A 26235-nucleotide genomic window follows, 5' to 3' on the forward strand; every position below is an offset into this window, starting at 1 on the left:
TGCCCAAAACGAATAAAATTAGAGGCATAATAGCTACCAATAAGAGCTTGCAATGTTTCCATTGCGTTCTCAATGCTTACTCCCTTTTTGGCGGCAACTTCTTGGTCAAGATGAATGAGATATTGCGGAAAATCTGCATTAAAAGTAGTAAAAGCCGTTTTGATTTCAGGGCGTTTTTGGATAGCTTCTATGAATTTTTGCGTAATTTGGGCGGTCTTGGTAAGAGAAAGGTCTTCGGTTTTGTTTTGCAAACGAAGTTCAAAACCACTTGAATTTCCAAAACCAGGCACCGTAGGTGGTAAGAAAAACTCTATTTCTGCTTCTTTAATCTCTTCGGTAAGTTGTGCAAAAATTCGTGTGAGTTCTTCGGCGGTTTCTTTGCGATCTTCCCAAGGTTTGAGGTTAATCATTCCCATACCATACGAGGCTCCTGTGGATTCAGTCAGAATACTATAACCCGCAAGTGTGGAAATAGACTCTACTGCCGCGTGCTTTTGCAAAGCTCTCTGAATTTTATCCAAAGTAGCAGATGTTCGCTCCAAAGTAGAACCCACAGGTGAGGTTACACTCACATAAATCATTCCTTGGTCTTCGGTAGGAATAAATCCTGTGGGTAAAATTTTGCTAATGCCTACCACTAAAACAATTGCCATCACGGTAGTGAGCAAAGTAACTTTTTTCAGCGGAGCTATACGGGCTACTATTTTCTTATAGAAATTTTCAAACCACTCATACTTTTGATTGAACTTTTCAAAAAATTTATAAATCCAAGCCTTTTTCAAGGATTCTTCACCCTCTTCGGGGTCGTGGTAATGCGTGTGTTTGAGCCACAAAGCACACAAAGCAGGTGTAAAAGTAAGAGCATTGATACCTGAAATCACTATTGCAAAAGCCAAGGTGAGTGAAAATTGTCGGTAAAAAATCCCCACTGGTCCTGAAAGAAATGCCACAGGCACAAATACCGCCGACATTACCAGCGTGATAGCCAAAATAGCCCCTGCAATTTCATTCATTGCTTCAATGGTTGCTTGCAAAGGCGAACAATGTTTTTCGTGCATTTTTACGTGAACTGCCTCTACTACCACTATCGCATTATCCACCACAATTCCGATAGCAAGCACTAATGCAAACAGCGTGAGCATATTTACCGAAAAACCCAAAAGTTGCATAAAAACAAAAGTTCCCACCAGTGCCACAGGCACAGCCAAAGCACTAATCACTGTAGAACGAAAATCTTGTAAGAAAAGATACACTACCACAAAAACCAAAATAAACGCCTCTATGAGCGTTTTAATAACTTCGTGAATGGAGGCATCAAGGAAGCGAGAAACGTCATAGGCAATGCTGTAAGTCATTCCAGGGGGGAAAGAAGTTTCTTTCAGTTCAGCCATTTTGGCTTTGATATTCTTAATAACTTCTGCCGCATTGGAGCCAGGGCGTTGTTTTATCATAATAGACGCCGAAGGTCTCCCATCTGTTTTAGAGACCATTGAATAAGTAAGCGAACCAAACTCTACATCAGCAATATCTTTCAGACGCAAAATAGAGCCATCTTTTTCGGCACGGATAACCAAATTTTCGTACTCTTCGGGGGTTTTGAATTTTCCCGTATAACGTAGTACATACTCTAAACTTTGAGCTTTTTTAGCCGAACTTTCCCCTGTTTTACCTGGTGCGGCTTCAATGTTTTGCTTGCGTATGGCTTGTATCACATCATCAGGGCTTATTTTGTACGAACTCATTCGGTAGGGCTTGAGCCAAATACGCATCGCATATTCTTTGGAGCCTAAAATTTCACAAAAACCTACCCCATCGATGCGTTTGAGTTCCTTAATAATATTGATGTCAGCAAAGTTGTAAATAAACTCCTCGTCTGCATTTTCATCACTGCTGTAAATATTCAGGTACATCAGCATACTATTCACTTCCTTTTCGGTAGAAACCCCTGCACGGATAACCTCTTCGGGAAGTTCGTCAATAACCGTAGCCACCCTATTTTGTACGCTTACTGCCGCTACATCGGGGTCAGTACCTACCTTGAAGTATACCGTAATGAGCGTAACACCGCTATTATTGATAACCGTACTCATATAAGTCATACCCGGAACGCCGTTGATAGCTCTTTCAAGAGTAATAGCAACGGCATTCATTGAGGTTTCAGCATTTGCACCTGTATATTTAGCTGTAACGGTTACGGAAGGGGGAGCAATATCGGGGAATTGGGTTACAGGCAACTGAAACAAAGCCAGCAAGCCTAAAAGCACAAAGAAAATAGAAATCACCAGCGAAAGAATAGGTCGCCGAATAAAACGCTCTACCATAATATTATTTACAAGTTTTCAGCTAATAAACTATCTACGGAAATGATTTTGGGCTGAACACTCACCCCCTCTTTCAAACTTTGGATACCTTCTACTACAATTTTTTCACCCACTTTCAGACCTGATTTTACGATATAAAAATTTTCTCTTCTTTTCAGCGGTATAAAACTTCTGAGCTGTGTTTTATTGTTTTTATCCAATACATACACATAGTTTTTATCCTGAATTTCCATTACCGCTTTTTGAGGAACAACAATAGATTTTTGTATTTTATTTGAAACTAAGACCTTACCCGTAGCACCGTGTTTGAGCAGGCGGTCGGGGTTAGGGAATTTGGCTCGGAAAGCAATAGAGCCTGAGCCGCCCTCAAAATCACCTTCCAGTGTTTCAATTACTCCCTCATAGGCGTATTGGCTATTATTGGAAAGTATGAGCTTTACAATCTGCTGTTTGATAGTAGTATCCGCCTGACGCTTTTTCATATACTCCAAATACTCGTTTTCTGTAATCTTGAAGTAAGCATACATTGAAGAGTTATCGGAAATCGTAGTTAGTAGAGTTCCTTCTTGCAAAAGACTACCAATTTTGAGCGGAATTCTATCTATCAAACCATCAAAAGGGGCGTGAATAATTGTATAAGAAAGTTTAAGCTCTGCTTTTTGAAGGTCGGCACGGGCTTCTTCTACTTTGGCAAGAGCGGCTTTCCATTTAGCTTCTGCCATTTTTAATTCTACATCAGAAACTACTTTTTTATCTACCAAAAGTTTAACTCGCTCTACTTCAATTTCGGCAGTACGAGCTTCTGCAATGGCGGTTTGCAAGTTTGCATTGGCGGTAGCTACTTCCGCCTTATACTCTAAATCATTGATTTTGAATAGAGCCTGTCCTTTGCTCACTCTTTTTCCTTCATCTACAAAAATTTGTTCCAAAAAGCCCGCCACCTTATTGCGTATTTCAACATTTTTTACTGCCTGAATATCAGCTACATAATATTCATAGTCTTCAATATCTTGCTCCTTGACTTCAACGACAGACAAAGACACAGGGGCTTGTTGTCCATCGTTTTTAGGGGAGCAAGCAACAAAAAAAATCGTGCAAAGAAACCAAGCACTAAAACACCTCTTAAACATAATCAAATGATAAATTTTTAGAAAAATTCAATTTAGACGTAAAACGGATAATTATTAGGAAGGGTGTTCAGAATTTTGGTTATTTTTTTGCAAAGTTAGCTAATTTTCTAAAAACATAACTCTCTGAAAGAAATTTTTGTTTGAAATTATCTTTTTTTGAAAGTAAAATTTATTTTTGCACGAAATTTGCTTGTAGATTTGCAACTTTCTCGTTTTTCTCTCATTTTTGTTTTTTTAGGAATAATCTTTATTTTTGAAGCCCCTTAATTCGTGTGCTTATTGAATATTTTTACGAAAAAGGCTAATTAAACTTTTACAAATTGTTACGTCAAGGCTTACACTTATGGATAGTGGGCAGTGTGTTGTTTTCGCTTTGTATCTGGAGCGGCAACCGCCCCGCCCTATATGATAGCAATTTTGATGAATGGGATTTCCCTTCCATTCCCCAAGATACCCCCAAGTATCAGAAAAGTCGCTTTTCTACCTATCAGTTTCCTGATAGGCGTGGCGATTTGTTTGGCTCACATCGCAGTAAATCTCTACTAGACCTCAAACCATCCAATCTTAAAACCAACTTCAAAGTAGATTTAAACGATACTGCTCGCAGTTATGTAGTGGAAGAAAAAATTGGCGAATACGACTACCGCCCCCCCTCACGCATTACACGCAAAGATTTAGACTACTTTCAAGATTTAGAAATTAACAAAAAGTTCTGGAAAATCAATGGGGCAAATACTGCCGAAGAAACTGCTACCCAAAATTCTCGTTTCAATTTCAAGCCTCGTATCCCTATTGGAAGCAAACTTTTTGGAAAAATATTTGGTGGCGATGCCGTAGATTTCAAATTCAATGGTTTTGTGAATCTGGATTTTGGCTATAAAAGGCAAAATGTTGCCAACCCCGCTATTCCTGCCGATAGGCAAAGCAACGGCGTTTTTGATTTTGACCCCCACGCCAATTTCAGCGTAACAGGCAAAATTGGCGATAAACTTTCTCTCGCTACCAGCTACGACACCAAAGCCAGTTTCAACTTTGAAAATACCTTTCGGGTGCAGTACAAAGCCTATCCCGAAGAAGCTCTGCAAGATGTAAAATTTGGTAATGTTAATTTTTCTCCTGGTGTAGCTCTTATTCAAGGTAGCCAAAACCTTTTTGGTATTCGTACCGATTGGCAATTTGGTAAGCTCAAAATGCAAAACGTAATTGCTAACCAACGTTCTACTGCTGATGAAATTCGTTTGCAAGGCGGCAGACAAGTTCGCCGTTTTGAAATACGAATGACTGACTACGAGGAAAATAAGCACTTTTTCCTTTCACAATTTCATCGCAGACGCTACGAACCTGCTCTTGCCACAATGCCTATCATCAATTCGGGCGTACTCATTACACGGGTAGAAGTGTATGTAACCAATCGCACCAACAACACCCAAAACCTACGTAACATCATTGCCTTCTTAGATTTGGGGGAAGCACAAAGCTATCGCAATGCCCTCCCCTTTGTGGGAGCAAATGCTAATCCCAATTTCCCTGCGGGCAACCAAGCCAACAATCTTTTTGCCAATATCAACAACAATACTTCGGTACGCAACCCGCAAACAGCGGCAGACTTTTTGGAGCTACAAGGCTTACGCCGAGGCACAGATTTTGAAGTGTTGCGTGCCGCCCGAAAACTTGAACCCAACGAATTTACCTTTCACCCCCAATTAGGGTATATCTCGCTGAATACTCCTTTGCGTAATGATGAAATTTTGGGCATTTCTTTTGAATACACCTTCAACGGACAGCAGTACAAAGTAGGTGAGCTATCCGAAGACTACGTCAATCGTCCCCAAGAGGAGGCTATTTTTGTAAAAATGTTACGCCCTTCTACCATTCGCACCGATTTACCTTCTTGGGATTTGATGATGAAAAATATCTATGCACTGGGTACTGCTCAAATTCAACAACAAGGCTTTCAGCTACGAATTATCTACCGAGATGATATTTCAGGATTGGATAACCCCGCCCTACAAGAAGGAGAACGCACCAAAGATGTTCAACTTATCAAAATTTTTGGTTTAGACCAACTCAACCCTCGTGGCGATAGGGTAATAGACCCACAAGGAAATGCCGTAAAAGACCGCTTTGGCAGAGCCATAGGCGATGGAAATTTTGATTTTGTAGAAGGCATCACTATAAATACCCAAAAAGGCTTACTCATTTTTCCTGTATTAGAGCCTTTTGGCAGAACGCTACGCAGCGAGTTCAATGCCGCCACCGAAGCCAATCTGATTGGTAAGTATGTCTTTCAAGAACTTTATACAGGCACTCGCAACGATGCCCAAAACAATTTCGCTACCAAAAATAAATTTTTTATCAAAGGGCAATACGAAGGCACTGCCACAGGAAACACGGTCTTTTTGCCCGGTATCAATATTGCCCAAGGTTCGGTAATTGTAAAAGCAGGCGGCGTACCCCTTACAGAAGGTACTGACTACCAAGTAAATTACTCCACAGGGCAAGTAACTATCACCAACGATGCCGTTCTCAATTCGGGTAAAGAAATTACGGTTAGCTTTGAAAAAGCAGACTTATTCAACTTGCAAGTACGCAACTTTTTAGGCTCTCGTTTTGAATACGAAGTAGATAAAGACCTAAAATTGGGCTTTACCATTGCAAACTTGCGGGAGCGTCCTGTACTTACGCGTGTAGCAATGGGGCAAGAAGCTATCAACAACACAATGATTGGCTTTGATGTAAAACTCAAACGAGATTCTCGCTTCCTAACCAAGCTCACCGATGCCTTTCCACTTATTCAAACCAAAGAAAAATCCACAATTCAGTTTGATGCCGAAATCGCCCAGATACGCCCCAATGCGGCACGATTGAGCGGAGCAGTTTCTTATATTGATGACTTTGAAGGCTCAAGAACCCCTTTTGATTTGGGCAATACAGCTCATTTACGTTGGAAATTAGGCTCTACCCCACGCCGTATTCTTGACCAGCAAGGCACGCTCTCCTCACCTCTGGAATATGCCTACCGCAGAGCAAGAATGGCTTGGTACAATGTAGATAACTCTATTTTTTACAACCAAAGCCAAAGACCTTCTAATATTTCTGCCACCGACCTTGAAAACCATTATATGCGGGTAGTAGCTCCGCAAGAAATTTTCCCTAACAGACAATTTGAAAACATTGCTGTCAATCAAAACTTATTTGAAATCGCTTATTTCCCTGACGAAAGAGGCTCTTTCAACTACAATCCCAACCTAACGCCTGATGGCAAACTGCCCAATCCTGCTCAAAATTTTGCTTCTATCACAAGAGCCATTACCCAAGAAGTAGATTTTGATAATGCCAACATTGAATACATTGAGTTTTGGCTATTAGACCCTTTCATTGCGGGTGAGCGTGGGCGTGTGATTGTCAGCGGCGACCAAGGTGCCAATAATACCACAGGCGGCGAATTGTACATCAATTTGGGCAACATTTCAGAAGATGTAATGAAAGATACTCGCCATTTCTTTGAAAATGGCTTGCCCGAAACCGCCGAAAGTACCGCCAAAGACCCAACAGCTTGGGGATTTGTACCCCGAAATCAGTTCCTCAATAATGCGTTTAGCAATTCGCCCGGCGTAAGAGGCTTACAAGATGTGGGTTTAGACGGCTTGCGAAATGCCGAAGAAAACGACTTTTTTCAAAACTATCTCAATAGCCTCCCTCCTGCGGTGCGTAGCCAAGTAGAGGCAGATGTTTCAGCAGATAATTTCAAGTTTTATCTGGACGGCGAATACAATGCCCGTAATGCCAAAATTATTGAGCGTTACAAATACTACAACAACACCGAAGGCAACTCGCCCGAAAATACAGGCGGGCAATTTACACAATCGGCTACCAACTTCCCCGATAACGAAGATTTGAATACAGATAACACCATTAGCGATTTAGAAGAGTATTACGAGTACCGCATTTCGCTTCGTCCATCAGATTTGGTAGTAGGGCAAAATTATATTGTGGATAAAGTGGAAGTCAAAGACCCACGCATTACCAAAAACCAAGACATTGTTACCTGGTATCAGTTTCGTATTCCTGTCAGAGAATTTACCGAAAAAGTTGGTAATATCAATGGATTCAAATCTATTCGCTTTATGCGTTTGTATATGACTGGCTTCCAACAGCCCGTTGTATTGCGAATGGCACAATTCCAAATGGTAGCCAATCAGTGGCGAAGATATTTAGGAGATTTGCGTGATAAAGGCTTACAACTCCCCCCTGAGCCTTACAATCCCTCTTTTGTGGTTTCTGTGGTAAATGTAGAAGAAAATGGAACACCAGCCACAGGCGTAATTCCTTATGTAATTCCGCCCGGGTTTGTGAGGGATAGAGATATTACGACTATCAACAATCGTGAGTTTAACGAACAATCTTTGCAGATTTGCGTAGATGGCTTACAAGATAGAGATGCTCGTGCCGCTTTCAAAAACGTGAATCTCAATATGCTTTACTACAAACGCCTTTCAATGCCTATTCACGCCCAATCACCAGATAACAACATTCAGGACGGCGAACTTTCGGCTATTGTACGTTTGGGCACAGATTTTAATGAAAATTACTACGAAATTGAAATTCCTCTCTCTTTTACAAGAATTTCTGAAGTCCAAGCAGTGCCTACTTTGGAAGCTCTGCAAAGAATTATTTGGAAACCCGAAAACGAATTGGATATTGCTTTGGAAGATTTGGTAGAAACCAAAATTCAGCGAAACAATACTTTTGGCTTTCGGAACAACTTATTTGTTCCTTTTACAAGGCAAGTAGGCAGATACAGGGTAACCGTGGTCGGTAACCCCGATTTGAGTGCAGTTTTGGTACTAATGCTCGGAATCAAAAACCCTAATTTGCCCAATGACGACCGCCGCCCCAAATCGGCTTGTGTGTGGTTTAATGAATTGCGTGCCGTAGGCTTTGACCGCACCAATGGTGTTGCCGCTAATGCCCGCCTGATGTTCAACCTTGCCGATTTTGCTCAAATTCAGGCTTCAGGGGCTATCCGTACCGCAGGTTTCGGGCAAATATCCCAAAAAGTTTCTGAAAGACAACTACGCAACGACTGGGAATTTGACACCCAAGGCACTTTCGCTTTGGATAAATTTACCCCTGCCAAATGGGGCATACGCTTGCCCGTATTTTTAAGCTACCAACGCCGAAATTCTACCCCTCTCTTTGACCCCTTCGACCCCGATGTGAGAGTAAAACGTTCTTTGGAAAAATTTGCTACTGATGGTGAAAGAGAATTTTTCAAAAGTCTTATTGAAGACCGAGAAACCCGCCGAAGTATCAATTTTACGAATGTACGTAAAATGAAAACCAACAAAGAACGCAAAACAATGCCTTGGGATATTCCAAACTTTGGCTATACGTGGTCGTATTCCGATATTCAGCGAAGTAGCCCGTATGTAGCAAGCTATTTGCAACAAAATTGGAAACAAAGCCTTACCTACAACTATACACGCGAGTTCAATTATATTGAGCCTTTCAAGAAAAGTAAAGCCAAATGGTTACAATCGCCTTGGCTCAAATTTATCAAAGAAACCAATTTCAATCCTTTGCCCAATGGCTTTACTGCCCGAGGCGATTTGGATAGAACTTTCATTCGTACCCAACTCCGTTCAGGTGATTTTAGGGTAGAAAATTTTGAGCCTTTTTTTGAAAAATTCTATAATTTCAACCGAGATTATAGCTTGCAATGGAATTTGACAAGAAACCTCACATTCAGCGGAAATGCCCAAGCCCAAGCCATTATAGACGAGCCTTTCGGCGAATTGAACGCACCGGGTAGCAGACAAGCCGTGCAAGAAAATCTGCTCAAACTGGGACGTATGAAAGATTATTCCCAACGCTTCAATGCCAGCTACAAATTACCTTTGGATAAATTCCCTATCACCGACTGGGTAACGGCAAACTACACCTATAATGCCAATTATCGTTGGACAGCCGCCTCGCTGGGATTAGAAAAAATCTTGGGTAATAACATTCAAAATAACCGAGAGCAAAGTCTGCGTACTACCGCCGATTTTACCAAATTATACAACAAAGTAAAATTGCTCAAAGCCGTCAATGACTATAAACCTGCGAGTAAGCCCAATCAGCCTAAATTGAGCAAAGCCGAACGCAAAAAGCAAAAAGAGGCTGAACGCAAAAAGCGTTTGGAAGAAAAGCGTCAGAAGGAACTTGAAAAGAAAAAAGCCAAAGAAGCTAAAAAACAATCCAAAGATAGTTTGCAAAAAGATTCTTTGCAGAAAAAGCCACAAAAAACCACCAAAACCAAACCCGCACCAACAGGAAAAACCCAAAATCCACAGGTGAATCCTATACTGCGTAGCGTATTGCGTCTGCTGATGAGCGTAAGAGGTGGTACTTTCAATATTTCAAGAAACGAAGGAACTATTTTGCCCGGCGTGATTGGCAATCCTCGCTATTTAGGACTTACCGATGGCTGGGGGGCACCGGGCTGGGACTTTGTAGCAGGTAGCCAAAACCCTAATCAGCGTTTTGATTTTGTAAATAATGGTTGGATGGTCATTCCACCCGATACAAGCCTTATTCAAAACAACCCTTTTCAGCAAAATCGGACACAAAACATTAGCTTTACGCTCAATGTTGAGCCTTTCCCCGATTTTAGAATTACCCTTGATGCCAAACAAGTTCGTACCGATAACTACCAAGAGCTATTCCGCTTTGATACCCTCAACAAAGTGTATGCCTCTTTCAGCCCTTACCGAAATGGTACTTTTCAAAGTACAATCATTTCTTGGGGTTCGGCTTTCGCCAAAGATAATGGTATAAATTCCGAAACTTTCAATCGCTTCGTAGCCAATTTGGATAAATATCAACAACTTTTTTCTGCCCAAAACCCTAATGCCATTACAGATAGCTCCTATCGCAGACGCTCCCAAGATGTACTCATAGCGGCATTTATGGAAACTTATGCAGGGCAAAAAGCAGGCAGTTCGGCATTTCCTCGCTTTCCTTTGCCCAATTGGCAAATAGATTACAATGGTCTAAGCAAATTATCCGCTTTCAAAGATATTTTCACAACCTTTACCATAAGCCACAAATATAGCTCCGAATATCGTATCGGCAACTATACATCGGCATTAGAGTACCAAAACACGGCACTTCTGCAACTCAATAACAATTTTGGTAGCTATGTTCAGCCTTTTGTACTAAATGCTAATGGCGAGCTTGTGCCTATTTTGGTATTGGGGCAAGTACAAGTTTCGGAACGTTTTAGCCCTCTGATTGGCATCAATGCTCGTACCAAGAGCGGTGCAAATATTCGTTTGGATATTAACCGAACTCGTGAAATAGGCTTGAACTTGGCAAATGCTCAAATTACCGAAGCCCGCAGTAACGATATTGTGATTGGTTTTGGTTTTGACAAGAAAAATGTACGTTTGCCTTTCCGAGATGCCGAAGGACAAAGGGTAATTCTCCGAAATACAATGAACTTCCGTGTAGATTTTACTATCCGAGATAGCAAAACCTTCCAAAGACGTATTGATGAAGAAACCGTTATCACTTCGGGTAATTACAATTTCCAACTTCGCCCTAACATCACTTACAAAGTCAATAACAACCTGACTACTTCTTTCTACTTCGAAAGGCTTATCAACTCCCCTGCTACCACCCTTTCGTTCCCAAGAAAAAATACCAATGTAGGTTTTCAGTTGAGGTATAATCTGACAGGAATGTAGAATTCACGTTCAAAATTTCATTGTTTGAGGTTCAAACCATTAAGTGCCTTATCTTTCATTTTTTCTGTCCGACATCTATTTTTTTACAATCCTATTTCCTGTATCTTGCTTCCTGTTTCCTATTTCCTTTCTACAAACCATATTTGAGCAATTACAAATTTTGTAAAACTGAATGGAAGAAAAACAAACAGCAAAATATTTTTTCAAATTTTAGGATTTTTTCTTGCTTTTTCGGAAAATAGTTTATATTTTTGCTAATTAACACATTTTGCGTGTTTTTTATGAATGAAGCACTATTAGCAAGGCTAAATCTCTTGGAAAATAAAGTTCGTGAATTGGTTGAAAAATACAGACTCATTCGCCAAGAATGTGCATATCTTTCAGAAGAGAATATGACTTTGAAAGAAACGATAAAAAAGCAAAGCTTACAACTAAATAATCTTGAAAACCAGTATAAAATCAGTAAACTTGTAGCCTCTATTGCCCCAGATGCCGAAAGTGCCGCAGAGTTGAGGGAAAAAATAGATGCCTACATCACCGATATAGACCGATGCATTGATTTTTTGAGCAAATAAATTATGGACTATAAACTTCCTATTCGCCTCAAAATAGCTGACAGAGAGTACCCTATGCAAGTAGATGCCGCCGAAGAGGCTATGCTACGCAGCGTAGGAAGGGAAATCAATACGGCTCTCAAATACTATCGTGAAGAATTTGAGGTGGATAACTATCAGGATATGCTCGCTATGTTTGCCGTAGATTGTATGATGGGCAAAAAAAATATAGAACTTTCCAAAACAGAGCTGGAAAATATTGTCCTGCAAAAAATCAATTCTATTGAAGAAATGCTCAATTCGGTGTTGTAGCTCTCTCTTTGCTTGCTTTTCGTGCTTTTGGGTAATTAGGCTTTTCACCTAAATACCTTAATTTATGGAAGTTATCTATATCGTTATTACCGCTGTGGTATCGCTGGTAGCAGGGATTGCTATTGGTAGATACATCTTACTGAAAATTTTTGGCAGAAGAGAAGAGGAAATGAAGCAAAAAGCCGCTATGATTATTCAAGAGGCTGAAACCAAAGCCGAAGCCATACGCAAAGAAAAAGAACTTGCCGCCAAAGAAAAGTATCTGGAACTGAAGAATGAGTTTGAGCAAGATTTGAACAAGAAAAAAACACTCCTGCAAACCAATGAAAACAAACTCAAACAAAAAGAAACTGAACTCAAAAAACTTGCCGAGCAAATCAAAAAACGTGAAACAGAACTGGAAGCCTTAGAAAAGCAACTCCAAGAACAAAACGAAATTGCTCATAAAAAACGTGAGGAAGCCGAAAAATTACGCCTTTCGCAAGTAAAGCAATTGGAAAAAATTGCCGAAATGACCGCCGAAGAGGCAAAAGCCCAACTCATAGAATCGCTCAAAGCCGAAGCCCAAACACAGGCTTCCAGCTACATCAAAGAAATCGTAGAAGAAGCCAAAGCTACTGCCGCCAAAAAAGCCAAAAAATTAGTGATTGAGGCTATCCAACGCAACGGCACTGAATATACCATTGAAAACTGCGTTTCGGTGTTTCATATTGAATCTGACGAGGTAAAAGGTAAAATCATTGGTAGAGAAGGGCGTAACATTCGGGCTTTGGAAGCCGCTACGGGTGTGGAAATTATTGTTGATGATACGCCCGAAGCTATTATTATTTCAGGCTTTGACCCTGTACGCCGTGAAATTGCTCGTTTGGCTCTTCACAAACTCGTTGCCGATGGCAGAATACACCCTGCTCGTATAGAAGAAATTGTAGCCAAAGTACAAAAGCAAATTGAGGAGGAAATTGTAGAAATCGGTGAGCGTACCGTCATTGATTTGGGCATACACGGAATGCACCCCGAACTGGTGAAACTGGTAGGTAGAATGCGTTTCCGCTCTTCTTATGGACAAAATCTGCTGCAGCACTCCAAAGAAGTTGCCAACTTGTGTGCTATTCTGGCTTCTGAGCTTGGGCTAAACGTAAAACTTGCCAAAAGAGCAGGACTCCTGCACGACATTGGAAAGGTAGTACCCGATGAAAAAGAACTCCCCCACGCTATTTTGGGAATGGAAATTGCCAAAAAATACAAAGAACACCCCGAAGTCTGCAACGCTATTGGGGCTCACCACGACGAAATTGAAATGACAACGCTCATCGCTCCTATTGTACAAGCTTGCGATGCCATTTCAGGCTCACGTCCGGGTGCGAGAAGGGAAATGATGGAAGCCTACATCAAACGTTTGAAAGAACTGGAAACACTTGCTCTTTCCTTTGAAGGAGTGCAGAAATGCTATGCCATTCAGGCGGGTAGAGAACTCCGTGTAATTGTAGATGCCGAAAATGTAACTGACGATAAAGCCAGTATGCTTTCTTTTGAAATAGCTCAAAAAATTGAAAAAGAAATGCAATATCCTGGGCAAATCAAAGTAACAGTAATCAGAGAAATGAGGGCTGTGAATTTTGCCAAGTAGTCAAAGAAAAAGCGAGGGGTACGTTCAAACCCTCGCTTTTTTGATATTTGCTTACGTTATTTATCCTCTAAAACCTTCTCTACTTCGTCCATTTTAGGCATTTCACCGCTTTCAGGGAAACCTTCTTTCATCTCAAATTGCTTTTCCCAACGCTCCATTTCTTTTTTACGAATCTCCTCCGATTTTTTAGCCATATCTATCAGCACCATCAAAGCGTTTCGGTTCTTATCGCTCATATTGATAGTGATAAGCGTTTGGTTTTTCTTATTTTTTACTTTATCAGAAGTGAAAGTTACACTTTCAAAAGGGAAATTAGCACCATATACTTCCCCAAAAGCCGATTCCTTGTATTTTTTGGAATTGACAAGAGCATTGAAAAAGGGCTTACCAATATAAATGGCAGAAGCAAAAGAAGTTGCTTTTTCTACAAGCTCACCTTTCAATTTACTTTCACCTTTATTGATACCCTCAAAGAAAGATTGTTTTACCGTAATGTAGGCAACATTTTTCTTTACTGCAATACCTCCAAAACCTTGTAGCTCATAATTATCACCATTTTTACGAATAGCTCCTTGTGCTTGCTTGCTCAAAATACTCATTAGTTCCTCAAAAGCGGCTTTATCTTTGATACCCAAAGAAATTACGAAATCAACGGGGATTTCTTGTGCAAGAATATTGGCATCAAAATTCACTTTTTCGCTTACACCAAAAATCTCACCTGTGAGAGCTTTTGCAAGCAATTCACCTTTCAGACCCGCCTCTTTGAGGCTGTTATCTACTTCGGCGGCTACACCTTTTTCTTGCAAAAGTTTCCAAATTCCTTCTAAATTCAAGGCTATGCTAAAACCTGTGCTGGCTTCTGCAAAAGGGATATTTTTAGTCAAGTCATCAGAAATGCTTTTACGAGCAATTTGGTCATTCATTTTTTGCATATAATCATTACCCGAATAGTCTATAGCAGTTGTGATTTTACCTTTTTCAAAATTGAAACCCAAAACCATATAACTATCTTTGGTATCGGCTGCCATACTCAAAGCCAAAGCCGCTTGCATATTGCCTTGTGTGCCTGCTTTGGCAGTTTTATCGGCATCTATCCACATCAAAATATCGTAATTTTTCCCGAGAGCTTCTTTGAAAGAGGCGTTGCTAAGAAGGCTCTCACTCTCACTCATTGAAAAATACTTCTTCATGTCTTCATCAGAAGGCTTTTCTGAACGCAAAAGAGCGATTTTACCTTGCCAAGCAATTTTATTTCCATTGCTGAAAGTAGCGATTTTGATTTTGTCTTTGTCGTTAATTTCAGGCTTTTTTTCACCTGTTTCTTGCCAAAAGGCATCATCTTTCAAGAATTTCAAGAACTTTTCTTCATTATCCAAAGCGAAGGCAAGTCCGCCAATGGGTTCTTCTTTTTCTACATCAATGAGAAAAATATAGGCACTATTGAGTAAATCAATACCTGAATCCAAGAATTTTTTAGCAGTTTTTGAGTTTTTCTTGGCTTCTTCGCTACCTTGTCCCATATTTTTCAAGTTTTCTTCACTTACAAGCTCTTGCAAAGAAATAGTTTTGCTTGTAAGGCTTTTCATATCCACTTTGAACACAATACCTGCATTTTTAGGAATGAGTTTGCTATGCTCAGGAGCAGATGATTTTTTACAAGAAGCTATCAGAGCTACTGCCAAAAGCAGTAAGGTTGTACGAAAGAGATTTCGTTGTATCATAATTTTCTATTTTTGAGGTTGATTTTTGTGGTAAAAGTCTTAATATTTTGGCTAAAATCCAAGAAAAACTTACATTCTTTCAGGCACTTCTATACCCAACAGATACATTCCTTGCTTAATGGTTTCGGCTGTCAGTTTGCACAAAAGCAAACGGAATTGCATTGCTTCTGCATTTTCGGCTTTCAGAATAGAACATTCGGCATAGAAAGTGCTGAAAATTTTACAAAGTTCATAAACATATTGAGCCAAAATATAAGGGGCATATTTTTCAACAGCACTTTGTAAAGCATTAGCGTATTCAGAAAGTTGATACACCAAACTTATTTCCAAAGGGTGCAAATCTGTATAAGTTTCCCAAGAAGCGTTATTCGTGTTGCTTTCTTGTGCCTTACGCAATACTGAGCAAATACGTGCGTGTGTGTATTGGATAAATGGGGCGGCATCACCTTCAAAACTCACCGATTCTTCGGGGTTGTAAAGCATTTTCTTATGAGGGTCTATTTTGAGCAAAAAGTATTTCAAAGCCCCCAAGCCAATCATTTCAAAGAGTTTTTCTTTTTCTGCCTCCAAAAATGAGCCTTCTGTACCCGCCGATTGCATTTTTTCTAATGTTTTGGCTTTGGCTAAGCCTATTACTTCTTCTATCAGGTCATCGGCATCTACTACGGTTCCCTCACGAGATTTCATTTTGCCTGTGGGCAATTCTACCATTCCATAACTCAAATGATACAAGCCCTCGGCATAGCTTCTGCCCAATTTTTTGAGAATAAGAAACAGCACCTTGAAATGATAATCCTGCTCATTGCCCACTACGTAAATCATTTTATCCATTTGTTGGTGCTTGTAGCGTAAATCGGCAGTGCCCAAATCTTGCGTAATATACACCGAAGTTCCATCGGCACGCAAAACGAGCTTATGGTCTAAACCTTCGGCAGTGAGATCAATCCATACCGAACCATCTTCCTTTTTGTAGAAAATTCCTTTTTCTAATCCTTCCTGAATAATATCTTTGCCGAGCAAATACGTATCCGATTCGTAATAAACGCTATCAAAATCCACGCCTAATTTGGCATAAGTAGCATTAAAACCCTCATACACCCAGCCATTGAGTTTTTTCCACAATTCAACTACTTGGCTATCCCCTTTTTCCCATTTTACAAGCATTTCTTGGGCTTTTTGGATAGCTTCTGCCCTTTTTTCTGCCTCTTCTTCTTTAAGTCCTTCGGCTATGAGTTTTTGCATTTGCTCTTTGTAGAGCTTATCAAACATTACATAATACTTACCTATGAGGTGGTCGCCTTTCAAACCACTGCTATCAGGGGTTTCGCCTTTGCCAAAAAGCTCATAAGCAAGCATAGATTTGCAAATGTGTATCCCCCTGTCGTTGATGATTTGCGTTTTATGTACCTTATAGCCAAATGCCGAAAATATCCGAGAAATTGAAAAACCCAAGAAAATATTACGCAAATGCCCTAAATGCAAAGGTTTGTTGGTATTAGGTGAGGAGTATTCTACAACGACTTTTAAGTTTTTAGCAGGTAAAGAGAAATGTTTTTTTTCTGAAAGTTGTTTAGCTAATGAAAGCCAAGCCGTTTTTTTGAGAGAGATATTCAAAAATCCTTGTACAACATTGAATTTTTCCACGATAGGGCATTTTTCTACTAAAAAATTTCCAATTTTTTGGGCTATATCAGCGGGCTTTTCGCCAAGCTCTTTGGTAAAAGGAAACACCACCAGGGTATGCGTACCTTCAAACTCTTTTTTAGTGGCTTGCAGAGCGATATTTTCAACTTTTTTTCCAAAAATCTCTTGAAAGGCTTGTTGTATGGAAGCAGTTAGAATTTCATTGATATTCATAGCAATTTTTTTGCCTGCAAAGGTAAGAAAAAATTTAGCCCAATCGGGAAATTTTTAGACTTCCTTACATACAGCAAAAATTTTTGGTAACAATTTTTTAGCATTTGCCAAACAGAAATTGTATTTTTGCAAAAAAGGCTTAACTATGGCACAACAACTATCTTGCTCATTTTGCGGAAGAACAAAAAAAGACGGAGCATTTCTCATAACAGGCGTAAAAGCAAATATCTGCGAGCAGTGCGTAATGCAAGCTCACGAAATTGTAATGGAGGAGTTCAAAGTTGCCCGCAAGCAATTTCCTGCCAAGCCCAATTTGCTCAAACCTGTGGAAATTAAAAAATATTTAGACCAATACGTAGTAGGACAAGATGATGCCAAAAAGGTGCTTTCGGTGGCAGTCTATAACCATTACAAAAGAATTATACACGCCGAAAATCGTCAGAAAGAGGAAATTCAGGTAGAAAAGTCTAATATCATAATGGTAGGACGCACTGGCACAGGGAAAACCTATCTGGCTCGCACCCTTGCCAATCTTTTGCAAGTGCCTTTTGCCATTGCCGATGCTACCGTTTTCACAGAAGCAGGATACGTGGGCGAAGACGTAGAAAGTATTTTATCAAGGCTCTTGCAAGCCGCCGATTTCAATGTAAAAGCCGCTGAAAAAGGCATTGTTTATATTGATGAAATTGATAAAATAGCTCGCAAAGCCGATAACCCTTCTATTACGCGTGATGTGAGCGGTGAGGGCGTACAACAAGGTTTGCTCAAACTTTTAGAAGGTTCTATCGTGAATGTACCGCCCCAAGGTGGCAGAAAGCACCCCGAACAAAAAATGACTCCCGTGAATACTGAAAACATTTTATTCATCTGTGGGGGGGCTTTTGATGGCATTGAGCGTATCATCGCTAAGCGTATGAATACCAACCCTATTGGTTTTACGAATGAAAAAAATAACCTAGTACAAGATACCGAAGACCTCTTGCAATTTGTAACCCACCAAGACCTCAAAACTTTTGGGCTTATCCCCGAACTTTTAGGACGTTTGCCTGTGGTTACCAGCTTAGAACCGCTTTCACGCGATACGCTCAAAAAGATTTTATACGAACCCAAAAACGCTCTTACTAAGCAGTATCAAAAACTTTTTGAAATGGAAGGAATTAGACTGATATTTGAGGAAAGTGCTTTGGATTATATCGTTGATAAAGCCACTGAACTCAATCTCGGAGCCAGAGGTTTGCGTTCTATTTGTGAAGCTATTATGAATGACGCAATGTTTGAGCTACCTTCACAAAAGGATATAAAAGTTCTTGAAATAGATGCCGATTACGCCGCCGAAAAATTTGAAAAGTCAAAATTAGCTAAATTAAAAGTAGCGTAAAGGGAGCAATAGTCCAATAGTTCAAAAGTTCAAAGGCTTTAAGGGATTTTATACTTCAAACATTCAAACCTCAAACCTTAAACCTCAAATATTCAAACCTCCCACAATGATTTGGAAAATTTTCAGGCAAATTAGTCAAATTTCTTTGGATTGTATGCGTAAAAAATTAGTTGTACTTTCAGGAGCAGGCATCAGTGCCGAAAGTGGTATCCGTACTTTCAGAGATACAGGTGGATTATGGGAAAATTATGATATTTTGGACGTAGCCAGTCCTATGGGCTGGGCTAAAAACCCCGCTCTTGTGCTGGATTTTTACAACCAACGGCGTCGTCAGCTCTTTTCTGTTGAACCCAATGCAGGTCATAGAACCCTTGCAGATTTGGAAAAATATTTCGACGTTGTAATAGTTACTCAAAATGTAGATAATTTACACGAAAGAGCTGGCTCCACAAAAGTACTGCATCTTCACGGCGAACTGTTGAAAGTCAGAAGTACCATAGACCCCAATTTGGTGTATCCTTGGGAAAAAGATTTACATTTAGGCGATTTGTGTGAAAAAGGCTCTCAATTACGCCCACATATTGTTTGGTTTTACGAAGAAGTACCGATGATGGAAGTCGCTGCCATAGAAGCCCAATCTGCCGATATTTTTATAGTAGTAGGTACTTCAATGGTAGTGTATCCAGCGGCAGGACTTATCAATTATGTTGCTCGCGAAGTACCTAAATTCGTTATTGATGTAGAACAGCCCAACATCAACCTAAATTACTTTCATAATCTCACTTTTATTCAAGAGAAAGCAGGAGTAGCTTTACCTCAACTTGCCCAGAAACTTATTGAAATGTATGCAAATTAGAAAGCAAGACAGAAGGCAGAGTAAAAAAAATACAAAAGAACTTGTACTTATAGCATTTTTTTTGTCTTTTGTAGGAATTGCCCTTGCTCAAACGTCTCAAAAAAACTATCCCCTCAATTTACGAAACTTTGACGAAAATAAAATCAAAGAAATCAAAAAAAATCCTGAATTTGACTATTCCGAAGATATTGACGAATATAAAGAATACGACCGCGATTGGCAATGGAAACAATGGCGTTACGAAGAGCATCAACGCAATAATAAAAAAGACAACTGGAAAGCCGAAAAATTCCGTGAAAGAGATATTCCCGAATTTCCTAACATTACCTTAGGCGAAAGTTTTGTTTATGTAGCTATTACTATTTTGATTATTTTCCTGATTTTGATGCTTTTAGGCTTCGATGTGAGGTCTTGGTTTGCTTTCAATAAGAAAGTAAATGACGAGGCAATTATCATTGAAGAGAATTTAGAAGCTATCAGCAAAGACCAATTAGAGGCTTCTTTGCAAAAGGCTATTACCCAAAAAAGATACAACGAGGCTCTAAGATATGCTTATTTGAAAGCATTGCAACTACTTGCCAATAAAAACCTTATAGAACTTTCTAAACAAAAAACCAACTTGGACTACCAAATAGAATTGCGGCAGAAGAGAGCTACTCTTTCAGAAAATTTCAGAGATATTTCCACAATCTTTGCCTACATCAAATATGGTGAATTTATAGTTTCGCAAGAGCAGTTTGCTAGCATTTATCCTCATTTTGAGAGTTTTTATCAAAAAATTTGATACCCTTTTCTATGGCTTGCACCGCCGAAAATAATCTCTGCTCGGCTTTTCCTTCAATAAGCTCATAAGGAAAGTGAAATTTGCGTAAATAAAACTCATAAAGCCTGTGAATTTCTTTTCTTTTTTCCAAACTCGGTTGCTCACGCAATACATCATATTCCCAAGGCAAATCGGTGTTGCAAAGCAAATATAAATCAAAGTTTTGCTTAGATAAATTTTCTGCTATCCAAGAATGATGCCTTCCAAACACATATTCGCACCAAATATGTGTAACCAGTAATTCGGTATCTATAAAAATAATAGGTAGAAAAGGATTTTGAGTAATACTTTCCGAAATAATTTTGCTTTGCCCTTGGGCAATGGCAAGCACATCATCAAAAGTGTATTTTCTGCCCAAGTGGGTCAGATACTCGCGAGCGTATTCAGGCACCCAAATAGTTTGGTAATATTTTGCCAAATTTTCGGCAAGTGTGCTTTTTCCTGTGGCTTCTGCCCCTACTATGGCAACTTTGAACATTCTGTATTTTTTTGACTTGCAATGTAGCATTTTTTGCAAAAAAAACTTTTATTTGCGAAAATGCTACATCTATGAGAAAGCGACTAATTGCCGCCGCAATGTCTTTCTTGGGAGGCACCTGGGGCATACAACATTTTTATTTAGGAAAGATAGGTAAAGGAGTGCTTTCTATTGTTTTTAGTTGGACAATCATTCCCACCATTATCGGTTTTGTAGATGCTATTCGTTTTCTTTCAATGACAGACGAACAATTTGATATAAAATTCAATTTTGAAGAGTACAAAAAGAAAATTATTGAAGAAGAAAATCGTAAGAGTTTATTCCACAGAGATATAGGCTCTGAACTTGAAAAACTCGCCCAACTCATGGAAAAAGGATATATCACTTTTGAAGAATTTGAACGCCGAAAACTAAAACTTTTACAATGATGCTCAAATGGAAACTCATGTTTAGCTCTATGCCTATTGCTTTGGGGGTAGTAGCTCTGAAATTTTTACTTATAGAAACTTTGAATTTTGATGGATGGGTAGAATTGAGCGATATGGCTCTGGTAATCAGTGCAGGGGTGTTTCTGATTGGCTTTATGCTTTCAGGTACTCTCGCCGACTACAAAGAAAGTGAAAGAATACCCGGCGAAATTGCTTCTGCTCTGGAAAGCATTGAAGAAACCTGCCTCAATTTAGCAGAAAAAGTTTCTTATCCCAAAGATACTGTCCTGAAATACTGCCAAGAAATAGCTATCTGTATTGATAACTGGTTTTTGAAAAAAGCCTCTGATGAACAGATGTTTGCCTCATTGCAAAATTTCAACAATTTACTCAACGATTTGGATAAACAAGGAGCCACCCCACCCGTACTGGCAAGAGTTTTCAATGAACTTGCCTCACTTCGCCGCACCCTCATACGTACAAGTGTAATTTCTCGTACAGGTTTCCTTACTACGGGCTATGTACTATTAGAAGTTCTGTTGGTTGTTACTTCAGCTACTATGCTCATTATCAAGTTCAAAAACTTAGTGGCAATGAGTCTGGTGGTGTTTTTTATTACACTGGTATACGTGTATATGTATCGCCTCATTAAAGATATTGATGACCCATTTGAGTATGTTGAGGGCAAAGAAAACGTTACTGAAGTAGCTCTTTTTCCATTACACGAATACATTGAACGTTTAAGAAAGCGAATGTAATACTCATTATGCAATTTACTTGGACACAAAACGAAAAAATAGCCGTTTGGGCATTGGGCTGTGTAACCGTGGGGTTTATTGCATATTGGTTTATATCGCAGTCTGCTTTTTTGGAAAAAATTTTTGAAAAAAAATATAAACCTCGCGAAAAAGCTATCTATTGGGTAGTTTTTCAAAGATTTGTTGGAGCAATTTTTTTGGGTATCTTACCAATGATTGCTATGAGTTTTGGGGCAAAATTCTTTCCAAATCAATATGGAGATGTATTGCCTGTCAGCAACTCTACTTGGTGGTGGATTGTGGGGCTTTCGGCTTTAGTTTTACCTATCAATTACCTAAATGCCAAAAAACCTGATAATTTGGCTATGTATCCCCAAATTCGTACCAAAGAATGGACACTGGCTACTTTCCTTTGGGAATATGGTACTTGGGTGCTTTACTTATACGCTTACGAACTACTTTTTAGAGGTATCTTGTTGTTTGCTATTTGGCAAGCAACCCAAATGGCTTGGCTGGCTATTGCAGTAAATGTTGCGATTTATGCTATAGCTCATATTCCCAAAGGGCAAAAAGAAGCAATTGGGGCTATCCCTTTGGGAATAGTGCTTGCGTATCTTACACTTGCCGAAGGTAACATTTGGATTGCAGTAATTGTACATATTCTTTTGGCTTTGAGTAATTCATTTTTTTCATTTTTAGCTCAACCCGAATTTAAGTTTGCAAGAAAAAAATAGTGGAAAAAATAACAAAAATCTACTTCCGTGCCGATGGCAACTCGCAAATTGGTTTAGGGCATATCACTCGCAGTTTAGCCCTTGCCGATATGCTCAAAGAGCATTTTGAAATTTACTTTTTGATACAAGAACCCTCGCAAGAAATTATTGCTCAAATTCAAGAAGTTACGAAAAATATTATCATTTTACCTCAAACACAAGATTTTTTAGCTGAAGCTCACAAGGTTGCACAAAGTTACCTCGTAGGCAAAGAAATTGTAGTTTTAGACGGCTACTACTTTCAAACGGATTATCAAAAGATTATCAAAGCAAAAGGTACAAAATTAGTTTGTATAGATGACCTACATGCTTGGCATTTTGTGGCTGATGTAGTAATTAACCATGCAGGGGGCGTACAAGAGAGCGACTACTCTTGCGAACCTTACACAAAGTTATGTTTGGGTTTGGAATATGCTCTTTTGCGAAAACCTTTTTTAGAAGCCGCCAAACAAGAACGAAACATTGAAAAAATTGAAAATGTATTTATTTGTTTTGGCGGTAGCGACCCACATAATTTCACCGAAAAAGCTCTCAAAGCCTGCATAGAAGCACAGATTTTCAAAGAAATTCACGTGGTGGTGGGGAGTGCTTATACACACTTTGAAAGTCTGAAAAATTTGACTATTCAAGAAAAAAATGTTTTTTTGTATCAAAATCTCAATGCACAAGATTTGTGTAATGTAATGCAAAAATGCCATTTGGGCATTGTCCCTGCCAGCAGTATCGCTTACGAATGTTTGGCTGTGGGTATGTATCTGATAGTGGGATATTATGTGGAAAATCAGAAGGCGATGTATGAGAAACTTGCTTCCTTACAATATGTAATTGCTGCGGATACTTATCAAAACTTTTCTTTCAATAAAGAAACTCTATCTATTCAAGACACATCTATTCCTAAATTCTCGCAAAATCATTTTTGGAGCATAAAAAAAGTTCTCGAAGTTTTTATAGAATTACTTATTGAAATAAGAATTGCTAATGAACAAGATATGGATATATGTTTTGAATGGGCAAATGATGTCGAAGTTAGAAGAAACTCTATCAATCAAGAGCCTATCCTGTATGAAAATCATTACAATTGGTTCAGAGAAAAACTAAATGATAAGAATACCATTTTTTATATTGGACAAATCAACAGCATTCCATTTGGACAAGTAAGAATAGATAGGAAAGGTGGGTATGGGTACATCAATTATACCATAGACAGGAAGTTTAGAGGTATGGGATTGGGAAAAATATTGGTAAGCAAAGTTATAAATCTACATAAAGATTTCAAGTGGATTGCTTATGTCAAAAACAACAACAACCAATCAAAAAGAATTTTTGAAAAACTCAACTTTACAAAAAAATCAGAAGAGGAAATAAAAGGAGAACTTTACAACATTTATATTTTAGAAAAGAACTAACCTATGCACCCAATCCACATTCAAGACCGAATTATTAGCCCTAATCATAAGCCTTTTCTCATTGCTGAAATGTCAGGCAATCATAATCAATCTTTGGAAAGAGCTTTGCAAATTGTAGATGCTGCCGCCGATGCAGGTGCCGATGCTATCAAACTGCAAACCTATACCGCCGATACCCTCACCATTGATTTCAGAGAAAACGAGTTCTTTATTGCCGATAAAAATTCGCTATGGCAAGGCAAAAGTCTGTACGAACTCTATCAAGAAGCCTACACGCCTTGGGAATGGCACAAAGCTATCTTTGAACACGCAAAGAAAAGAGGCATTATCGCATTTAGCACCCCTTTTGATGAAACTTCGGTAGATTTTTTAGAGGACCTGAACGTTCCCGCATATAAAATAGCCTCTTTTGAGAACAATCATTTGCCTTTGCTCAAAAAAGTTGCCCAAACAGGCAAGCCTGTCATTATGAGTACGGGCGCAAGCACGCTTGCAATGATTGAGGAAGCCGTACAAACGCTGCGTGAGAATGGTTGTAAGGATATTATTTTGCTCAAATGTACGAGTACCTACCCTGCAAGTCCCGAAAATTCAAATATTCTAACCATTCCTCATTTAGCACAACTTTTTAACTGCCACGCAGGACTTTCTGACCATACTATGGGCGTAGGTGTTGCGGTTGCCTCTATTGCTTTGGGAGCAAGGGTAATAGAAAAACATTTTTGCTTGAGCCGTGCCGAAGGTGGCGTAGATAGTGCTTTTTCGCTTGAACCGCAAGAGTTCAAAATGCTTGTAGAAGAATGTAATAGAGCATTTTTGGGCTTGGGGCAAGTGCATTATGGCATTTTAGAAGCCGAAAAGAAAAGTCTAACCTACAAGCGTTCTATTTACGTAGTGCAAGATATAAAAGTAGGCGAAAAACTTACTTCCGAAAATATCCGTATCATACGCCCAGGTTTGGGTTTGCAACCTAAGTATTACGATTTTGTTTTAGGCAAAACAGCCAAGCAAGACCTCAAACGTGGCACAGCTCTGCACTTGGATATGTTGATGTAATTTGTTATTTTTGTGAAAATTAAACTTAAACTTAAAATAACTATGGGATTAGTATATGCCAAAATTACCTTGCTCAATGCAGGCGATATAGAAATGTATAGACGTGCCAAAATTGCAGAAAATGAAATCCGACAGGTAGAAGTAAAAATGCTTGTAGATAGCGGAGCATATATGATGGCAATTAACGAAGTCGTAAAAGAGCAGTTAGGTCTTTTCATTGTAGATAAACGTAAAGCCCAATTAGCTGATGGTTCTGTGCAAGAATTTGACATTGCGGGTCCCATAGAAGTTCGTTTCGCAAACCGAAAAGCAGTGTGCAATGCCATAGTTTTGAAAGGTGATACAGAAATGCTCTTGGGGGCAATTCCTATGGAGGAGATGGACGTACTTATTCACCCACAAAAAAACGAATTAGTGGTCAATCCCGACCATCCTGTTATGGCTCAATTACCTATGAAATAATTTTGTTTGGATATGGAAACTTTGGTAGTAGAAAAAAAGCCCACCCTTAGTAAAAACGAATTTTTGGCTTTGCAAAACCAATCTGAAAAGATTTGGGAATATGATAAGGGTGAAATTACTGAAATTAGTGGTATGAAGAATACAGAAAGACTTATTGTTGCCAATCTTTTGAGAAAATTCTCAAAAACTAAATTGTACGAACAACGAGCTGAACTTCTACCCGAAACTGACTGCTGGCTTACCGAAACCCAAATGCGAAGACCTGATTTAGCTTTTTTTACCAGAGAACAAATTTTACAATCCGCTGAAAAGAAACACCCTATCCCTGCTTTTGTCATTGAAATTATTTCTGAAAATGATAACGTAAATTACACTGAAAATAAAGTTTTAGAATATCAGCACGCAGGCGTGCAAGTGATTTGGCATATCTACCCCGAACTCAAACTTGTCATTGTTATTCGTGGAAAAGAGGCTCGTTATTATGAAGGCGAAGAAATTTTTGATGCCTCACCCGTAGTGCCTGATTTTCAAATAAGTGTTGCAGAATTATTTGCCCAATAAA

19 protein-coding genes are annotated in these 26235 nt (G+C 39.2%); 14 read left to right on the forward strand and 5 right to left on the reverse strand.

Translation table 11 applies throughout. The features are described from left to right. Together ACWITO_RS01480 and ACWITO_RS01485 are read right to left on the reverse strand one after the other, a co-directional pair. Positions 1-2321 (reverse strand): efflux RND transporter permease subunit (locus ACWITO_RS01480; protein ID WP_448528240.1); only part of this gene is annotated, 2321 nt, incomplete at its 3' end. A gap of 8 nt (positions 2322-2329) precedes the next feature. After that, a complete protein-coding gene (locus tag ACWITO_RS01485; RefSeq protein WP_448528277.1) occupies positions 2330-3364 on the reverse strand; it encodes an efflux RND transporter periplasmic adaptor subunit in 1035 nt (344 codons plus the stop codon). A gap of 407 nt (positions 3365-3771) precedes the next feature. On the opposite strand from ACWITO_RS01485, the gene sov reads away from it, so the two are divergent. The 4 genes from sov to rny all read left to right on the forward strand — a co-directional run bounded on the left by sov (position 3772) and on the right by rny (position 13677). Next, positions 3772-11184, forward strand: a complete 7413-nt coding sequence (gene sov, locus ACWITO_RS01490) for a T9SS outer membrane translocon Sov/SprA (RefSeq protein WP_448528241.1) — start codon at positions 3772-3774, stop codon at positions 11182-11184. Positions 11185-11465: 281 nt separating this feature from the next. Beyond that, positions 11466-11759, forward strand: a complete 294-nt coding sequence (locus ACWITO_RS01495) for a hypothetical protein (RefSeq protein WP_448528242.1) — start codon at positions 11466-11468, stop codon at positions 11757-11759. A 3-nt stretch (positions 11760-11762) separates the two neighbouring features. Then, positions 11763-12050 carry a cell division protein ZapA gene (locus tag ACWITO_RS01500; protein ID WP_448528243.1) on the forward strand — a complete coding sequence of 96 codons (288 nt, stop codon included), beginning with the start codon at positions 11763-11765 and terminating at the stop codon, positions 12048-12050. A gap of 64 nt (positions 12051-12114) precedes the next feature. After that, complete coding sequence (gene rny / locus ACWITO_RS01505) at positions 12115-13677, forward strand: ribonuclease Y (protein ID WP_448528244.1); 1563 nt, start codon at positions 12115-12117, stop codon at positions 13675-13677. A gap of 56 nt (positions 13678-13733) precedes the next feature. On the opposite strand, the gene ACWITO_RS01510 is transcribed toward rny, so the two are convergent. Next, entirely contained in the window at positions 13734-15398 is a 1665-nt protein-coding gene (locus ACWITO_RS01510) for a hypothetical protein (RefSeq protein WP_448528245.1), read from the reverse strand. 69 nt (positions 15399-15467) lie between these two features. Next, positions 15468-17255 (reverse strand): arginine--tRNA ligase, encoded by a 1788-nt coding sequence (gene argS / locus ACWITO_RS01515; RefSeq protein ID WP_448528246.1) that lies wholly within the window; start codon positions 17253-17255, stop codon positions 15468-15470. 145 nt (positions 17256-17400) lie between these two features. On the opposite strand from argS, the gene clpX reads away from it, so the two are divergent. The 3 genes from clpX (at position 17401) to ACWITO_RS01530 (ending at position 20273) form a co-directional block, all read left to right on the forward strand. After that, positions 17401-18633 carry an ATP-dependent Clp protease ATP-binding subunit ClpX gene (clpX, locus tag ACWITO_RS01520; protein WP_448528247.1) on the forward strand — a complete coding sequence of 411 codons (1233 nt, stop codon included), beginning with the start codon at positions 17401-17403 and terminating at the stop codon, positions 18631-18633. A 106-nt stretch (positions 18634-18739) separates the two neighbouring features. Continuing rightward, on the forward strand, positions 18740-19489 hold the full coding sequence (locus ACWITO_RS01525; protein WP_448528248.1) for an SIR2 family NAD-dependent protein deacylase: 750 nt from the start codon (positions 18740-18742) through the stop codon (positions 19487-19489). Then, complete coding sequence (locus ACWITO_RS01530) at positions 19479-20273, forward strand: hypothetical protein (protein WP_448528249.1); 795 nt, start codon at positions 19479-19481, stop codon at positions 20271-20273. The genes ACWITO_RS01525 and ACWITO_RS01530 overlap by 11 nt, the downstream gene beginning before the upstream one ends. Here ACWITO_RS01530 and ACWITO_RS01535 read toward each other — a convergent pair. Further along, positions 20230-20790 carry an AAA family ATPase gene (locus tag ACWITO_RS01535; protein ID WP_448528250.1) on the reverse strand — a complete coding sequence of 187 codons (561 nt, stop codon included), beginning with the start codon at positions 20788-20790 and terminating at the stop codon, positions 20230-20232. The two genes, ACWITO_RS01530 and ACWITO_RS01535, sit on opposite strands and share 44 nt — an antisense overlap. Before the next feature lie 71 nt (positions 20791-20861). Between ACWITO_RS01535 and ACWITO_RS01540 the strand changes: the two genes are divergently transcribed. From ACWITO_RS01540 to ACWITO_RS01570, 7 genes are read left to right on the forward strand one after another with little or no spacing between them, the layout of a single operon-like run. Further along, a complete protein-coding gene (locus tag ACWITO_RS01540; RefSeq protein WP_448528251.1) occupies positions 20862-21218 on the forward strand; it encodes an NINE protein in 357 nt (118 codons plus the stop codon). After that, complete coding sequence (locus ACWITO_RS01545; RefSeq protein ID WP_448528252.1) at positions 21215-21976, forward strand: hypothetical protein; 762 nt, start codon at positions 21215-21217, stop codon at positions 21974-21976. Before ACWITO_RS01540 ends, ACWITO_RS01545 begins: the two co-directional genes overlap by 4 nt. An 8-nt stretch (positions 21977-21984) precedes the next feature. Further along, positions 21985-22710, forward strand: a complete 726-nt coding sequence (locus tag ACWITO_RS01550) for a CPBP family intramembrane glutamic endopeptidase (protein ID WP_448528253.1) — start codon at positions 21985-21987, stop codon at positions 22708-22710. After that, positions 22710-24155: a UDP-2,4-diacetamido-2,4,6-trideoxy-beta-L-altropyranose hydrolase gene (gene pseG / locus ACWITO_RS01555; RefSeq protein ID WP_448528254.1), complete on the forward strand. Its 1446-nt coding sequence runs from the start codon at positions 22710-22712 to the stop codon at positions 24153-24155. Before ACWITO_RS01550 ends, pseG begins: the two co-directional genes overlap by 1 nt. A 3-nt stretch (positions 24156-24158) precedes the next feature. Beyond that, complete coding sequence (gene pseI, locus ACWITO_RS01560) at positions 24159-25211, forward strand: pseudaminic acid synthase (RefSeq protein WP_448528255.1); 1053 nt, start codon at positions 24159-24161, stop codon at positions 25209-25211. 42 nt (positions 25212-25253) lie between these two features. After that, the gene (locus tag ACWITO_RS01565; RefSeq protein WP_448528256.1) at positions 25254-25673 is read left to right on the forward strand and encodes a retroviral-like aspartic protease family protein; all 420 of its coding nucleotides are present in this window, start codon (positions 25254-25256) and stop codon (positions 25671-25673) included. A gap of 12 nt (positions 25674-25685) precedes the next feature. Further along, complete coding sequence (locus ACWITO_RS01570; RefSeq protein ID WP_448528257.1) at positions 25686-26234, forward strand: Uma2 family endonuclease; 549 nt, start codon at positions 25686-25688, stop codon at positions 26232-26234. The last annotated feature ends 1 nt before the right edge of the window (position 26235 follow it).

The organism is Raineya sp., assembly GCF_053497555.1.

Coding starts and splice junctions, on each gene's coding strand:
- clpX (WP_448528247.1), top strand. CDS start 17,401: ATGGCACAACAACTATCTTGCTCATTTTGCGGAAGAACAAAAAAAGAC.
- ACWITO_RS01530 (WP_448528249.1), top strand. CDS start 19,479: ATGCAAATTAGAAAGCAAGACAGAAGGCAGAGTAAAAAAAATACAAAA.
- ACWITO_RS01545 (WP_448528252.1), top strand. CDS start 21,215: ATGATGCTCAAATGGAAACTCATGTTTAGCTCTATGCCTATTGCTTTG.
- ACWITO_RS01500 (WP_448528243.1), top strand. CDS start 11,763: ATGGACTATAAACTTCCTATTCGCCTCAAAATAGCTGACAGAGAGTAC.
- ACWITO_RS01540 (WP_448528251.1), top strand. CDS start 20,862: ATGAGAAAGCGACTAATTGCCGCCGCAATGTCTTTCTTGGGAGGCACC.
- pseI (WP_448528255.1), top strand. CDS start 24,159: ATGCACCCAATCCACATTCAAGACCGAATTATTAGCCCTAATCATAAG.
- argS (WP_448528246.1), bottom strand. CDS start 17,255: ATGAATATCAATGAAATTCTAACTGCTTCCATACAACAAGCCTTTCAA.
- ACWITO_RS01570 (WP_448528257.1), top strand. CDS start 25,686: ATGGAAACTTTGGTAGTAGAAAAAAAGCCCACCCTTAGTAAAAACGAA.
- ACWITO_RS01565 (WP_448528256.1), top strand. CDS start 25,254: ATGGGATTAGTATATGCCAAAATTACCTTGCTCAATGCAGGCGATATA.
- ACWITO_RS01525 (WP_448528248.1), top strand. CDS start 18,740: ATGATTTGGAAAATTTTCAGGCAAATTAGTCAAATTTCTTTGGATTGT.
- ACWITO_RS01495 (WP_448528242.1), top strand. CDS start 11,466: ATGAATGAAGCACTATTAGCAAGGCTAAATCTCTTGGAAAATAAAGTT.
- ACWITO_RS01535 (WP_448528250.1), bottom strand. CDS start 20,790: ATGTTCAAAGTTGCCATAGTAGGGGCAGAAGCCACAGGAAAAAGCACA.
- ACWITO_RS01510 (WP_448528245.1), bottom strand. CDS start 15,398: ATGATACAACGAAATCTCTTTCGTACAACCTTACTGCTTTTGGCAGTA.
- ACWITO_RS01550 (WP_448528253.1), top strand. CDS start 21,985: ATGCAATTTACTTGGACACAAAACGAAAAAATAGCCGTTTGGGCATTG.
- rny (WP_448528244.1), top strand. CDS start 12,115: ATGGAAGTTATCTATATCGTTATTACCGCTGTGGTATCGCTGGTAGCA.